Here is a 12,492-nt window from a genome sequence, read left to right as displayed (position 1 = left end):
GCTTCGCATAGGGCGATGGCCGCTTCCCCAGGCACGTAGGGACGGTTGTTCGAGCTGGCTCCAGCCAGGGGACTAAGCCCAACACCATAGGCATCACAATCGCAAAGGAGACGGGTCATGTCAGAGCAGAAGAGTTCCTGCACCAGACGCACGTTCGTGGGCGCGATGGGAGTGGCGGCAAGCTCGCTGGGCCTCATGGCCTGCGGCGGCACCAAGGGCGACCAGAAGGTCGAGGACGAGGGCTCCGCGAAGTCCCAGGAGGGCGGTACGCTCACCGTCTTCGCCGCAGCCTCGATGACCGAGTCGCTCACCAAGGCGGCCGACATCTTCAAGCAGCAGAATGCGAACGTCGACGTCACGTTCAACTTCGATTCCTCGGGCACCCTCAAGACCCAGATTCAGGAGGGCGCGGACTGCGACGTCTTCATCTCGGCCGGACAGCTCCAGATGAACCAGCTGGACGCGAAGGCGACCAAGGACAACGACGAGGGCCTCGACTTCGTCGACCATGACACGCGCTTCGACATCCTCGAGAACAAGGTCACGCTCTGCGTCCCGAACGCCAACCCCAAGGGCGTCCAGAACTTCGACAACATGGCCAAGATGCTCGGCTCCCATGAGCTCCTGCTGGGCATGGGCAACTCCGACGTTCCCGTGGGCCAGTACACCCAGAAGATCCTCGCGTACTACAAGCTCGACGAGGCTGAACTCGCAAGTGCCGGCTGCATCACCTACGGCACGAACGTGAAGGAGGTCACCACGCAGGTGAGCGAGGCCGCCGTCGACTGCGGCGTCATCTACAAGACCGACGCCACCTCCGCGAAGCTCGACATGGTCGACGAGGCAACTGAGGAGATGTGCGGCCGCGTGGTCTACCCGGTGGCCGTGCTCAAGGGCTCCAAGCAGCCCGAGCTCGCCAAGAGCTTCCTCGAGTTCCTCAAGACCTCCGATGCGAGTTCGTGCTTCGAGGAGGTCGGCTTCACCCCGCTTGCCAACGCATAGCGCTGAGGTCACGCCTCCCATGGATTGGTATCCGCTCCTCAACTCGCTTCGCATAGCGGCCGTCTCGACGGTTGTCGTGTTCCTTGCGGGCATCTGGCTCGCCAACCACGTGGCACGCGCGCCGCGCGGGGTGAGGGCCGTCCTCGACGTCGTCCTCACCCTGCCGCTGGTGCTGCCGCCCACGGTCGTGGGCTACCTGCTCCTCTTGATGCTGGGCCCACGACGCCCCTTGGGTCTGTGGTTCATGGAGACCTTCTCCATCAAGCTCACAATGGTGTGGTACGCGGCGGTCTTCGCGACGGTCGTGGTCAGCTTCCCGCTGATGTACCGCACCGCGCGCGGGGCCTTCGAGTCGTTCGACCAGACCCTGGCGGACGCCGCTCGCACCCTGGGCAGGTCCGACGCCTGGGTGTTCTGGCGCGTCAAGCTGCCGTGCTGCCGCCAGGGCATCGTGGCCGGCTCGGTCCTGGCCTTCGCTCGCGCGCTGGGCGAGTACGGAGCCACCTCGATGATCGCCGGCTACACGCCTGGCAGCACAGCCACGGTCTCCACGACGGTCTACCAGCTGTGGCGCACGGGTGATGATGCGCTCGCCCTACAGTGGGTGCTGGTCAACCTTGCGATCTCGGCCGTGGTCCTGATCGCGATGAATATGTTCGAGGCACGCCAGCGCGAGGGCGCCGCCCCGCGCGTTCGTCGAAGGAGCGTGGGCTGATGTCGCTGAGCGTAGACATTCGCAAGCGCCTGGGCGACTTCGCCCTCGAGGTCTCCTTCGACACCCAGGACGCGGGCGTGTTGGCCCTGCTGGGACCCTCGGGCTGCGGCAAGTCGATGACCCTCAAGTGCATCGCGGGGGTCGAGCGCCCCGACAGCGGACGCATCGTGCTGGACGGCCGCGTCCTGTTCGACTCGAGCGCGCGCGTCGACCTTCCGCCGCAGGAGCGCCACGTGGGCTACCTGTTTCAGAACTACGCGTTGTTCCCAAACATGTCCGTCTGGAAGAACGTCCTCGCCGCGGCCCACGCGCTTCCGCGCGACCAGCGTGAGGCCGCGGCGCGCGACGCAATCCGCCGCATGCGCCTCGAGGGGCTCGAGGGACATCGCCCTGCCGAGCTCTCCGGCGGTCAGCAACAGCGCTGCGCCATGGCCCGCATCCTGGTCAGCCGGCCGGACGTCATCTTGCTCGACGAGCCGTTCTCGGCCCTCGACGGCTACCTGCGCTGGCAGCTCGAGATGGAGCTCGCGGACACGCTGGGGGCGTTCGGCGGCGAGGTCGTGCTCGTCTCGCACAACCGTGACGAGGTCTACCGCCTCTGCGACACGGTCTGCGTCATCTCGGACGGCCGCGGGGAGCCGCGCATCGGCATCCGCGAGCTCTTTGAGGCTCCCCGGACGCTCGCCGCGGCGCTCATCTCGGGCTGCAAAAACGTCTCGCGCGCGGCTCCCCGCGGCGAGGGGCTTCTGCGCTGCGAGGACTGGGGCGTGACCCTGCGCACGACGCTTCCCGTGCGGAATGCCACGCACGCGGGCATCAGGGCCCACTACCTGAGGCACTGTCCCGAGGGCGTGGCCACGTCCTCCTTGACTGCGGGGCGGGCGGGCGAGAAGAATCTCATCGCCGGCGCCGTCGAGCGCGTGATCGAGAGCACGTTCTCGACGATTGTCATGGTGAGGACTCCCGGGGGCGGAAGCCTTCGCTGGGAGCTGCAGAAGGGGGAGTGGCGCTCGGTCAGGGAGGGGCTTGGGGCGGACGGTCGCGTCTGCCTCGCCGTGGCCCCCGCCGACGTGATGCCCCTGACGGACGACGCTCGGGCCGAAGCGATGAAGGAGGTTCCGGCACCATGATTGACGGATACGGAAGGAACATCCGGTACCTGCGCGTCTCGGTGACGGACAGGTGCAACTGCCGCTGCGTCTACTGCATGCCCGGCTGCGGCGTGCCCATGCTCGACCATGATGACCTCATGAGCTTCGAGGAGCTCACTGAGGTCGTGGCCGCCTCTGCGCGGCTGGGCGTGCGCAAGGTGCGCCTTACCGGCGGCGAGCCCCTGGTGCGGCAGGACGTCGTCGAGCTCGTTCGCATGATCGCGGCCGTCCCGGGCATCGAAGAGGTGGACATGACCACCAACGGGACGCTGCTGGCGCCTCTGGCCGCGCCCCTCAGGGAGGCGGGTCTCACGCGCGTCAACGTGAGCCTCGACACCCTGGATCCCGTGCTCTACCGCAAGATCACGCGCGTTGGGAGGCTTGAGGACGCGCTTGCCGGGCTCGCCGCGCTCGAGCGCGCGGGATTTGCCGATACGAAGGTCGACTGCGTGCTGATGGGCGGCGTGAACGACGCGGGCATTCTCCCGCTGGCGTCGCTCGCCAAGGACCGCCCCATGAGCGTGAGGTTCATCGAGCTCATGCGCATGGGGGAGTGCGCGGCCTGGCCCCGCTCGCGCTTCGTGCCGGCCGATGAGGTGCTCCTGCAGCTGCCGGGCGCCGTGCCCGCGGGCACCCAGGGCGTCGCGGAGCTCTACCGCGTGCCGGGCTGGAAGGGGACGGTCGGGCTCATCCGCCCGGTGTCGCACAAGTTCTGCGCCGGCTGCGACCGCATCCGCCTCTCGGCCGAGGGAAGGCTCAAGCCCTGCCTGCACTCCGCGGAGGAGATCCCCCTGCGCGGGCTGCACGGCGAGGCGCTCGAGCAGGCGCTGCGCCAGGCGATCATGCACAAGCCCCGGCGCTCCAACATTGACCAGACGCACGCGAGCGACTCGGCCCGCGGCATGAGCAGGATAGGAGGATGAGCATGGAGCTCACCCACTTCAACGAGCAGGGGCGTGCACGTATGGTGGACGTCTCGGCCAAGGACCAGACGCAGCGCATGGCGCGCGCGACGGGCAAGGTGTGCATGACGTCCCAGACGCTCGGGCTCATCCGCACGGGCGGCATCAAGAAGGGCGACGTGCTCGCCGTCGCCCAGGTGGCTGGCATCATGGCGGCCAAGCGCACCTGGGAGCTCGTTCCCATGTGCCATCCCATCCAGCTGACGGGTGTGGACATCCGCTTCGCCTGGGAGGACGACGGCATAGCGGTCGAGTCGACCTGCCGCTGCAAGGGCGAGACGGGCGTCGAGATGGAGGCGCTCACGGCCTGTTCGGTCGCGTGCCTGACGATCTACGACATGGCCAAGGCCGTCCAGCGCGACATGGTGATCCAGAGGGTCTGCCTCGCCGAGAAGGACGGCGGCAAGAGCGGGCACTTCGTGAGAGACGAGGAGAGGTAGCGATGGAGAAGGACGTCACAGGGCAGGGGAGCGTCGTCGCCACCTGCGTCAGCACCAAGAAGGGCACCCGCAAGAAGCCGGTCGAGGCGCTTCGCCTGCGCGTGGGCTTGGGCATCGAGGGCGATGCGCATGCCGGCAGGTGGCACCGCCAGGTGAGCCTTCTGCCCGACGAGGCCGTGGACACTATGCGCGAGCGCGGGCTCGAGCTCAACGCGGGCGACTTTGCCGAGAACATCCTGGTCAGGGGTATGGACCTCAAGGGGCTTCCCGTCGGCACCACACTCGACGCGGGAAGCGCACGCCTAGTCGTCACGCAGATTGGCAAGACCTGCCACAACGACTGCGAGATCAGACGTATCACGGGCATGTGCGTCATGCCCACCGAGGGCATCTTCTGCGTGGTCGTCCGCGACGGAGAGGTGCGTGCGGGCGATGTCGTGAGGGTCGTCCCGCAGCAGGAGGCATAGCCCTTCCGCGGAGGGGCTGAGCCAAGCGACAACCGGGCGCGGTCGCGCCCAAGCCATTGGAGTTGAGATGAAGCTAATCAAGACCGTCGACGCAGTGGGCCACGTGCTCTGCCACGACATGACGCAGATCATTCCCGAGGGCGAGAAGCGCTACAAGGGCCCGCGCTTCAGGAAGGGCCACGTGGTGACCCAGGAGGACGTGCCGGTGCTTCTGGGCATGGGCAAGGTCAATCTCTACGTGTGGGAGATGACCCCCGGCATGCTGCACGAGGATGAGGCCGCCCATCGCCTTGCCGCGCTCTGCCTGGGCGAGGGCACCGCCGTTGCCGGCGAGCCCAGCGAGGGAAAGATCATGATCGAGGCCGCCTGCGACGGCGTCTTCATGCTCGACAGCGAGCGCCTGATCGCCGTCAACTCCTTCGACGAGGTCATGGTCGCCACCAGAAAGGGCAACTTCGGCGTGAGGAGGGGCGACAAGCTTGCCGGAACCCGCGTCATCCCGCTGGTGGTGAAGGAGGAGGTCCTCAAGGCCGCCGAGGCAGCCGCGGCCGACGAGCCCCTCATGTGCGTCAAGCCCTACGTCCTCAAGACCGCCGCGATCATCGCGACGGGCTCCGAGGTCAAGCAGGGCCTGATCGATGACCGCTTCACTCCCGTCATGCGGGCCAAGCTCGAGAGCTTCGGAGTTGAGACCGTGGTCAAGGCGAAGCCCGGCGACGAGATGGACGACATAGTTGCGGCCATCCACGACGCCGTCGAGCGCGACGTCGACCTCGTGCTCTGCACGGGCGGCATGAGCGTCGACCCTGACGACAACACGCCCGGCTCCATCAAGCGCGCCGGCGCCCGCATCGTCACCTACGGCGCCCCGGTGCTGCCCGGTGCCATGATGCTCCTGGGCTACCTGGACGGGCGCGACGGCAAGCAGGTTCCCGTGCTGGGCGTCCCCGGCTGCGCGATGTACAACAAGGCGACCGTGCTCGACCTGGTCCTGCCCCGCATCGTCGCGGGCGTCGAGCTGACCAAGCGCGACTTCCAGGTCCTGGGAGAGGGCGGCATGTGCCTGGGCTGCCCCACCTGCACCTATCCGGTCTGCCCCTTCGGGAAGTAGCGCATCGGGAGGCAACGAGTTGGAGGGCGATTCCATGGATAAGGACAAGATCGTCGAGAAGGGCGCGATCCACGCCCACCACGCGCATCACGCATCGGATGCCCACGACGCGCCCGTGAGGGTGGCCGAGGTCATCACCGTGAGCGACCGCTGCTCGAGCGGCGAGCGCGAGGACGCGAGCGGTCCTGCACTCGTGGAGTACCTCGAGGGCCAGGGCTACGAGGTCCGGCGCCTGAGCGTCGTGCCCGACGAGCGCGACCAGATTGAGTGGGCGCTCCAGGAGGCCGTCGGCCGCGACTGTGCCCTGGTCCTGACCACGGGGGGCACGGGCTTCTCGCCCCGCGACGTCACTCCCGAGGCGACCATGGCCGTCTGCGAGCGCATGGTGCCGGGCATCCCCGAGGCCATGCGCGCCGCCTCGATGGAGATCACGCCGCTGGGCTGCCTCTCGCGCGAGGCCTGCGGTATCTGTGGCTCCACGCTCATCATCAACCTGCCGGGGAGCCCCAAGGCGGCGCTCGAGAACCTCTCGGCCGTCGTGGGCCCCGTCGCGCACGGGCTGCGCATCCTGAGGGACGGCCCCGCCGACTGCGGCAGAGCCTAGCGAGGCTGCTGCCGGGCCTCGGCCCTGCCGCCCCGCTAGGCGAGCAGGGCCGCGCCGATGGCCCCGGCGAATCGCGCCTGCTTGCAGGTGGCGACCTGTGTGCCCAGGCGCTGCGAGAGACGCTCGACCAGGTAGGGCTCGCCACAGAGGCCGCCCGTCAGGAAGCAGCTTCCGCCCGCGCGTTTGCCGGCGAGCGACACCACGCGCGCCACGACGGACTCGACCACGCCGTGGGCGATGTTCTGCCTCGGCTCGCCGCGGCCGATCATCGAGATCACCTCTGACTCCGCGAAGACCGTGCAGACGCTCGATATCTGGGCGCCCTCGCCTTGGGCAGCGAGCTCGAACAGCTCGTCCATGGCGACGCCCATGCGCGTTGCCATGACCTCGAGGAACTTGCCCGTCCCCGCGGAGCACTTGTCGTTCATGGCGAAGTCGCACACGCGCCCTGCCCTCAGCTCGATGACCTTGGTGTCCTGGCCGCCGATGTCGATCACGGTGCCGTCGGGAGCGAACAGCCATGCGGCCCCGCGGCCATGGCAGGTGATCTCGGTCAGGGTCTTGCCCGCGAAGGGCACCGAGACGCGGCCGTATCCCGTCGCCACCACGGGGAGCTCGTCTACGGGCACGCCTTGCGCGGCGAGCTCCTTGCGCACGCGCCATGCCGCGTCCACGCCCGAGAAGCCCGTCGGCACGACCAGGGTGTGGGTCACTTCTCCCCACTGCACCACCGCGGCTTTGGTGGCGGTTGAGCCCACGTCGATTCCTACGGCCCCGATGCCTGCGTCCTTCTCGCCTGTCTGCGTACCGCTCATAGGGCGTTGCCTCCGGTTACCTAATTAATAGTTAGTTACACTTACAACGAATTAGTATAGTTTCTGCATTGCTGTATCAATGCAGCTAATCGTTATATTTTCGCAAGAATAATGCAGAACGTCATGACGCAACGGAGAGGAGCCATGATGGCAGGTCAGGAAGAGTACGACTATCGCGAGATGTGGGGGAGCCTCGGCATGGACGTCGAGGCGCACGACGGCCTCCTTGCGGCCGTCGGGCAGATGTATGGGGACATGTTCCTCACGCAGGGAAACCGCCCCAAGTCGACCTCGTACCTCGACTTCGTGGCGAGCAACATCCACTCGGGCCGCATTCGCGAGCTCGTGGAGGGCCGCGAGGCCGGCGATCCCAGGAAGGTCGTGGGCTCGTTTTGCCTCTACGTTCCCGAAGAGATCATCAGCGCCGCGGGCGCGGTCGAGGTCGGGCTCTGTGCCGGCGCCGAGTGGGCGCCCGAGGAGGCCGAGAAGCTCGTTCCGCGCAACACCTGCCCGCTGATCAAGGGCTTCATGGGCTTCAAGCTCGCGAGCGTCTGCCCCTACATCGAGACCGCCGACCTCGTCGTGGGCGAGAACACCTGCGACGGCAAGAAGAAGGCCTACGAGGAGTTCGGCAAGCTCAAGGACACCTTCGTGATGGACGTTCCCCACGTCCGCAACGAGGACACGCGCCAGCAGTGGCGCAACGAGGTCAAGCGCCTGGCGGGGCGCATCGAGGAGCTCACCGGCCAGAAGATCACCGAGGAGTCCCTGCGTGCGGCCATCAAGCTCGCCAACCAGAAGCGCCTCGCCCTCAAGCGCCTAGACCAGACCCGTGCCGCCGACCCCGTTCCCATCAGCGGCCTTGACTGTCTACTCACCATACAGGCGGCGTTCATGGACGACTCCGTGCGCCTGACCGGCGCCATCAACGACATGGCCCAGGAGTGCGAGGCCCGCGTCGAGGCGGGGGAGGGCGTGGCCCCCAAGGGTGCCAAGCGCATCCTCTACACCGGCACGCCGATGGCGGTGCCCAACTGGAAGCTCTTCAACATCATCGAGAAGAGCGGCGCCGTCGTGGTCGGCGAGGAGTGCTGCACCGGCAGCCGCTACTACAAGGACCTCGTTCCCGAGGACGGCGCGACCATTGATGACATGCTCAACGACATCGCCGACCGCTACCTCAACATCCAGTGCGCCATCTTCACCCCCAACGACGGCCGCAAGGAGGACGTCCTGAGGATGGCCCGCGAGCTTAACGCCGACGGCATCATCGACTGCTCTCTGCAGTTCTGTACGCTGTACGACATGGAGGCGACGGGGATGGAGCTCGCGGCGCGCGACGCGGGAATTCCCTACATGCACATATCGACGGGCTATTCCGCCGACGACGAGGGCCAGCTCAAGACCCGCATCGAGGCCTTCCTCGAGATGCTGTAGCACGGGGCTCGCGCACGATCCCGCTGCGGCCGAGCTTGCGGCGGGAGCCGTTGGGCCATACGCCAAACAGAAAGTTTGGCAAGATATACAATCGAATGCAGAGAAACGACCTGCTGGCGTCCGTCGCCTGGGCACCCACCCGGCGGCGGCGCCTCGCACAAGGGAAAGGCATCACCAATGGAGATCGACGCACGCAACGTTACCTGCCCCAAGCCCGTCGTCATGACCCTCGAGGCCCTGGCCAAGCTACCCGCCGGCGAGTCCCTCAAGGTCACCGTCAACGACTCCGTCGCGCTGGGCAACCTCACCCGCCTCGCGCAGGGCAAGGGCATCGACCTCGAGGTCCAGAAGAGTGGCGACGAGTCCGTCCTTACGTTCACCCCCGGCGAGAACGCCACCGCCTCCACCGCTTCAGCCGAGGAGGAGGCGTCCGCCTACTGCGAGCTTCCCGCGACCACCGCGGCCGTCATCGCGGTCGACTCCGACGCCATGGGCCGCGGCGATGCCGAGCTGGGCCACATCCTCATGAAGGGGCTCATCTACGCCCTGGCCCACCAGGAGAGCGTGCCCAAGACGATGCTCTTCTACAACGGCGGCGCGTCGCTCACCTGCGAGGGCTCCGAGTCGCTCGAGGACATCAAGGAACTCGAGGCCCGCGGCACCGAAATCCTGACCTGCGGCACCTGCCTCGACTTCTACGGCCTGCGCGAGAAGCTCGCGGTCGGTGGCGTCACCAACCTCTACGCCATCGCGCAGATCCTCTCGAGCAATCCCGGCGTGAGCGTCCTCTAGGCTTGGCCATCCAAGTTCAGGCGAGTATCTAGGTGAGAAGAGCATGACGTACCTCAACTGCGCGGCGACCTCATACTGGCATCCTGACTGCGTCGTGGACGCCGTCACCTCCGCCCTGCGCTCCCTGGGGAGCACGGGGCGCGGTGCCGCCCGCGGCGAGCTCGACGCTGCGCGCACGGTCATGCTGGCCCGCGAGCGCGTGGCGCGCGTGCTGGGGTTCTCGCATCCCGAGCGCGTCGTCTTCGCCCAGAACGCCACCATGGCCTTGAACATGGCCATCGCGGGCGTCGTCCGTGCGGGCGACCATGTGGTGGCGACGGACTGGGACCACAACTCCATCCTGCGTCCGCTCCACTACCTTGCCGAGCGCTCATCCGTACGGGTCGACTTTGTCCCCGCCGACGCCTGCGGCCGGCTTGACTACGACGCCTTGGACAGGCTCGTGACGCCCGGAACGCGTCTGGTGGCATGCACCCACGCCTCGAACCTGACGGGCAACGTGGCCGACGTCCGCCGCTTCGTTGAGGCGGCCCACGACGCCGGCGCGCTCGTCCTTCTCGACGCGTCGCAGACCGCCGGGGCACGTCCCATCAGCATGGACGAGCTGGGCATCGACCTGTTGGCCTTCACGGGGCACAAGGCCCTGATGGGGCCGCAGGGGACCGGTGGCCTGCTGGTGGCGCCCGGCGCCGACGTGGAGCCGCTCCTGTCTGGCGGTACGGGCGTGCTGTCCTTCGAGGAGGGCATGCCCGAGGCATTCCCGGAGCGCCTTGAGGCCGGTACGCTCAACGGTCACGGGATCGCGGGGCTTTCCGCCGCGGCCGACTTCGTGTGGTCCGAGGGCCTCCATGACATTCACACCCACGACCTCGCGCTCGTGCGCCGGTTCGTCGGGGGCTGTCGCTCGATTCCCGCCGTGCGCGTCTATGGCAGCTTCCCGTCGGACCTGGCCCTGCTGGACGGCTCCGACTGCGGGCGTGACCATGCGCCCGTCGTCTCCGTCAACCTCGAGGGATGGGACTCCGCCTCGCTCGCTGCGGCGCTGGACGAGGACTACGACATTGCCGTGCGTGCCGGCGGCCACTGCGCGCCCAGGATGCACCGCGCACTCGGGACGCAGGACACGGGGGCCGTTCGCTTCTCGTTTGGCTACCACACCACGGCCGACGAAGTCGACCTGGCACTGCGCGCGCTGGGGGAGCTGGCTTCGGAGGACGAGTCCGACGAGGGGGACGAGGCCCATGGCGCGTAGGCTGAGGCGCCGCGCGGTCGCCGCGTTCGATTCGACGCACGAGGCGCTCGAGTGCGAGCGCTGCTGCAGGGAGGCCGGCGTGCTCGGAAGGATTATCCCGACGCCCACCGCCATCCGCGCTGACTGCGGGCTCGCGTGGTCCATGCCACCCGAGGAGCGGGAGGCGTTCGAGGAGCTCGCCCCTGGACGCTTCTCGTTCGCCGGCGTGTACGATCTGGAACTCTGAGCATCGCCTTGGTGCGATTGACGTTGGGGGCGGACGTAGCCCCGGAAAGGTTTGGGTGAGCGCGATGGGTGCCCACGACGACGTGAAGCTGACCAAGCTGGCCGAGTGCGCCGGCTGCGGCGCGAAGGTGGGGGCGGGCCAGCTGGCCGCGCTCCTGAGCGACCTCGACGTGCGCAAGGACCCCAACCTTCTGGTGGGCTTCGACCGCAGCGACGACGCGGCGGTCTACCGCGTGACCGACGACCTCGCGCTCGTCCAGACCGTCGACTTCTTCCCGCCCATCGCCGACGACCCATACACCTACGGGGCCATCGCAGCGACCAACGCGCTTTCCGACGTGTACGCCATGGGCGGCGAGCCCAAGGTGGCGCTCAACGTCATGGCCGTGCCCGAGGACATGCCCTCCGAGGTGGTCCACGAGATCCTGCGCGGCGGCTACGAGAAGGTCTTCGAGGCGGGTGCCAGCATCGTCGGGGGCCATTCCATCTACGATCCCGAGCCCAAGTACGGCCTTGCCGTGACGGGTTTCGTCAATCCCACCCGCATGCTCACCAACTCCGGCGCTCGTCCGGGGGACCTGCTTGTCTACACCAAGCCCCTGGGCATTGGCGAGACGGTGACCGCCGCCAAGGGCGACCTTGCGAATCGGGAGGACGTGACCCGTGCCGAGGGACTCATGATGACCCTCAACCGCTGGGCCCGAGACGTCATGGTCGAGCACGACGTCCATGCCGCGACCGACGTCACGGGCTTCGGCATGTTGGGTCATCTCCTCGAGATGGCGCAGGGCGCAGATGTCGCCATCATGCTCGAGACGGGTGCGGTTGAGCTGCTGCCGCACGTCCTCGAATGGGCGCAGCTGGGCATCTTGCCTGCGGGCATGTACCGCAACCGTCACTTTGCCGAGGCCGAGGTCGCGGTCGGAAGCGTCTCGCGCGAGTTGCAGGACGTGCTCTTTTGCCCAGAGACCTCCGGCGGCCTCATGATTGCCGTCGCGCCCGGCGACGCCGATGCCCTGGTGGCCGACCTTCAAGCGGACGGCCGCGTTCCGTTCGCGGACGTCGTGGGCGAGGTCGTACGTCCCCTGGGCGGACCGCGCATCACGCTGTCGTAGGCGCGTCGCGACTTGGAAGACGCTTTGGAAAGAGTCGGCCCGTCTTGCCAGACTGAACCGCCTCCCTTTTCTTGGACATGAGAAAAGGGAGGCTTCTTTCATGACCCGAAGAACTTTGTACGACGCCGCCACGAGGTCGAAAGCCGCCGAGCTCTACGACGCGGGGAACGGTGTCAAAGCCATCTCCAGCCTGATCGGTGTTCCCTACGAGGCCGTGAGAAAATGGATCGACACGTACAGATCCGTCGGCATCGAGGGGCTGACAGACATGGGAAAGAAATACGCCGTCTACTCATATGAGACCAAGGTCGCCGCCGCGCGCGCCGTCGTCGACGAGGGCATGACGAAGCCCGAGGCCATGGAGAGGTTCGGCATAGCCTCGACGACCCCGTTGAAGGACTGGA

At 67.3% G+C, this 12,492-nt stretch carries 15 protein-coding genes; 14 read left to right on the top strand and 1 reads right to left on the bottom strand.

The features are described from left to right. The first annotated feature begins 117 nt into the window (after positions 1–117). The 8 genes from modA to BMY31_RS07485 all read left to right on the top strand — a co-directional run bounded on the left by modA (position 118) and on the right by BMY31_RS07485 (position 6,452). Complete coding sequence (gene modA, locus BMY31_RS07520) at positions 118–1,002, top strand: molybdate ABC transporter substrate-binding protein (RefSeq protein WP_078687081.1); 885 nt, start codon at positions 118–120, stop codon at positions 1,000–1,002. A gap of 19 nt (positions 1,003–1,021) precedes the next feature. Beyond that, positions 1,022–1,717, top strand: a complete 696-nt coding sequence (modB, locus tag BMY31_RS07515) for a molybdate ABC transporter permease subunit (protein ID WP_091009488.1) — start codon at positions 1,022–1,024, stop codon at positions 1,715–1,717. Further along, entirely contained in the window at positions 1,717–2,847 is a 1,131-nt protein-coding gene (locus BMY31_RS07510; RefSeq protein WP_091009485.1) for a sulfate/molybdate ABC transporter ATP-binding protein, read from the top strand. Before modB ends, BMY31_RS07510 begins: the two co-directional genes overlap by 1 nt. Next, positions 2,844–3,791, top strand: a complete 948-nt coding sequence (gene moaA, locus BMY31_RS07505) for a GTP 3',8-cyclase MoaA (protein ID WP_078687078.1) — start codon at positions 2,844–2,846, stop codon at positions 3,789–3,791. The genes BMY31_RS07510 and moaA overlap by 4 nt, the downstream gene beginning before the upstream one ends. 2 nt (positions 3,792–3,793) lie before the next feature. Continuing rightward, entirely contained in the window at positions 3,794–4,270 is a 477-nt protein-coding gene (gene moaC / locus BMY31_RS07500) for a cyclic pyranopterin monophosphate synthase MoaC (protein WP_180363873.1), read from the top strand. Positions 4,271–4,272: 2 nt separating this feature from the next. Then, a complete protein-coding gene (locus tag BMY31_RS07495; protein WP_078687076.1) occupies positions 4,273–4,737 on the top strand; it encodes an MOSC domain-containing protein in 465 nt (154 codons plus the stop codon). Positions 4,738–4,804: 67 nt separating this feature from the next. Continuing rightward, on the top strand, positions 4,805–5,848 hold the full coding sequence (locus tag BMY31_RS07490) for a molybdopterin-binding protein (RefSeq protein ID WP_091009482.1): 1,044 nt from the start codon (positions 4,805–4,807) through the stop codon (positions 5,846–5,848). Between the two features lie 34 nt (positions 5,849–5,882). Continuing rightward, the gene (locus BMY31_RS07485) at positions 5,883–6,452 is read left to right on the top strand and encodes a MogA/MoaB family molybdenum cofactor biosynthesis protein (protein WP_078687074.1); all 570 of its coding nucleotides are present in this window, start codon (positions 5,883–5,885) and stop codon (positions 6,450–6,452) included. A gap of 35 nt (positions 6,453–6,487) precedes the next feature. On the opposite strand, the gene BMY31_RS07480 is transcribed toward BMY31_RS07485, so the two are convergent. Further along, positions 6,488–7,267 carry an acyl-CoA dehydratase activase gene (locus BMY31_RS07480; protein WP_257612396.1) on the bottom strand — a complete coding sequence of 260 codons (780 nt, stop codon included), beginning with the start codon at positions 7,265–7,267 and terminating at the stop codon, positions 6,488–6,490. A gap of 147 nt (positions 7,268–7,414) precedes the next feature. On the opposite strand from BMY31_RS07480, the gene BMY31_RS07475 reads away from it, so the two are divergent. The 6 genes from BMY31_RS07475 to BMY31_RS07450 form a co-directional block, all read left to right on the top strand. Then, complete coding sequence (locus BMY31_RS07475) at positions 7,415–8,704, top strand: double-cubane-cluster-containing anaerobic reductase (protein ID WP_091009480.1); 1,290 nt, start codon at positions 7,415–7,417, stop codon at positions 8,702–8,704. Positions 8,705–8,881: 177 nt separating this feature from the next. Then, on the top strand, positions 8,882–9,496 hold the full coding sequence (gene yedF / locus BMY31_RS07470) for a sulfurtransferase-like selenium metabolism protein YedF (protein ID WP_078687072.1): 615 nt from the start codon (positions 8,882–8,884) through the stop codon (positions 9,494–9,496). A 43-nt stretch (positions 9,497–9,539) separates the two neighbouring features. Then, the gene (locus BMY31_RS07465) at positions 9,540–10,748 is read left to right on the top strand and encodes an aminotransferase class V-fold PLP-dependent enzyme (protein WP_091009477.1); all 1,209 of its coding nucleotides are present in this window, start codon (positions 9,540–9,542) and stop codon (positions 10,746–10,748) included. Then, positions 10,738–10,974 (top strand): DUF3343 domain-containing protein, encoded by a 237-nt coding sequence (locus BMY31_RS07460; protein ID WP_078687070.1) that lies wholly within the window; start codon positions 10,738–10,740, stop codon positions 10,972–10,974. The genes BMY31_RS07465 and BMY31_RS07460 overlap by 11 nt, the downstream gene beginning before the upstream one ends. Positions 10,975–11,038: 64 nt before the next feature. Beyond that, on the top strand, positions 11,039–12,088 hold the full coding sequence (selD, locus tag BMY31_RS07455) for a selenide, water dikinase SelD (protein WP_078687069.1): 1,050 nt from the start codon (positions 11,039–11,041) through the stop codon (positions 12,086–12,088). Positions 12,089–12,188: 100 nt separating this feature from the next. Continuing rightward, positions 12,189–12,492 (top strand): helix-turn-helix domain-containing protein (locus BMY31_RS07450; RefSeq protein ID WP_143802950.1); only part of this gene is annotated, 304 nt, incomplete at its 3' end.

This window comes from Parafannyhessea umbonata (assembly GCF_900111255.1).
In the GTDB taxonomy this organism is placed as follows: Bacteria; Actinomycetota; Coriobacteriia; order Coriobacteriales; family Atopobiaceae; genus Olsenella_J; species Olsenella_J umbonata_A.
Note: the sequence above shows the minus strand (reverse complement) of the source record. Positions and strands in the feature narration are given on the sequence as shown.

Coding starts and splice junctions, on each gene's coding strand:
- BMY31_RS07485 (WP_078687074.1), top strand. CDS start 5,883: ATGGATAAGGACAAGATCGTCGAGAAGGGCGCGATCCACGCCCACCAC.
- BMY31_RS07490 (WP_091009482.1), top strand. CDS start 4,805: ATGAAGCTAATCAAGACCGTCGACGCAGTGGGCCACGTGCTCTGCCAC.
- BMY31_RS07480 (WP_257612396.1), bottom strand. CDS start 7,267: ATGAGCGGTACGCAGACAGGCGAGAAGGACGCAGGCATCGGGGCCGTA.
- BMY31_RS07475 (WP_091009480.1), top strand. CDS start 7,415: ATGGCAGGTCAGGAAGAGTACGACTATCGCGAGATGTGGGGGAGCCTC.
- BMY31_RS07465 (WP_091009477.1), top strand. CDS start 9,540: ATGACGTACCTCAACTGCGCGGCGACCTCATACTGGCATCCTGACTGC.
- selD (WP_078687069.1), top strand. CDS start 11,039: ATGGGTGCCCACGACGACGTGAAGCTGACCAAGCTGGCCGAGTGCGCC.
- modA (WP_078687081.1), top strand. CDS start 118: ATGTCAGAGCAGAAGAGTTCCTGCACCAGACGCACGTTCGTGGGCGCG.
- moaA (WP_078687078.1), top strand. CDS start 2,844: ATGATTGACGGATACGGAAGGAACATCCGGTACCTGCGCGTCTCGGTG.
- moaC (WP_180363873.1), top strand. CDS start 3,794: ATGGAGCTCACCCACTTCAACGAGCAGGGGCGTGCACGTATGGTGGAC.
- modB (WP_091009488.1), top strand. CDS start 1,022: ATGGATTGGTATCCGCTCCTCAACTCGCTTCGCATAGCGGCCGTCTCG.
- yedF (WP_078687072.1), top strand. CDS start 8,882: ATGGAGATCGACGCACGCAACGTTACCTGCCCCAAGCCCGTCGTCATG.
- BMY31_RS07510 (WP_091009485.1), top strand. CDS start 1,717: ATGTCGCTGAGCGTAGACATTCGCAAGCGCCTGGGCGACTTCGCCCTC.
- BMY31_RS07495 (WP_078687076.1), top strand. CDS start 4,273: ATGGAGAAGGACGTCACAGGGCAGGGGAGCGTCGTCGCCACCTGCGTC.
- BMY31_RS07460 (WP_078687070.1), top strand. CDS start 10,738: ATGGCGCGTAGGCTGAGGCGCCGCGCGGTCGCCGCGTTCGATTCGACG.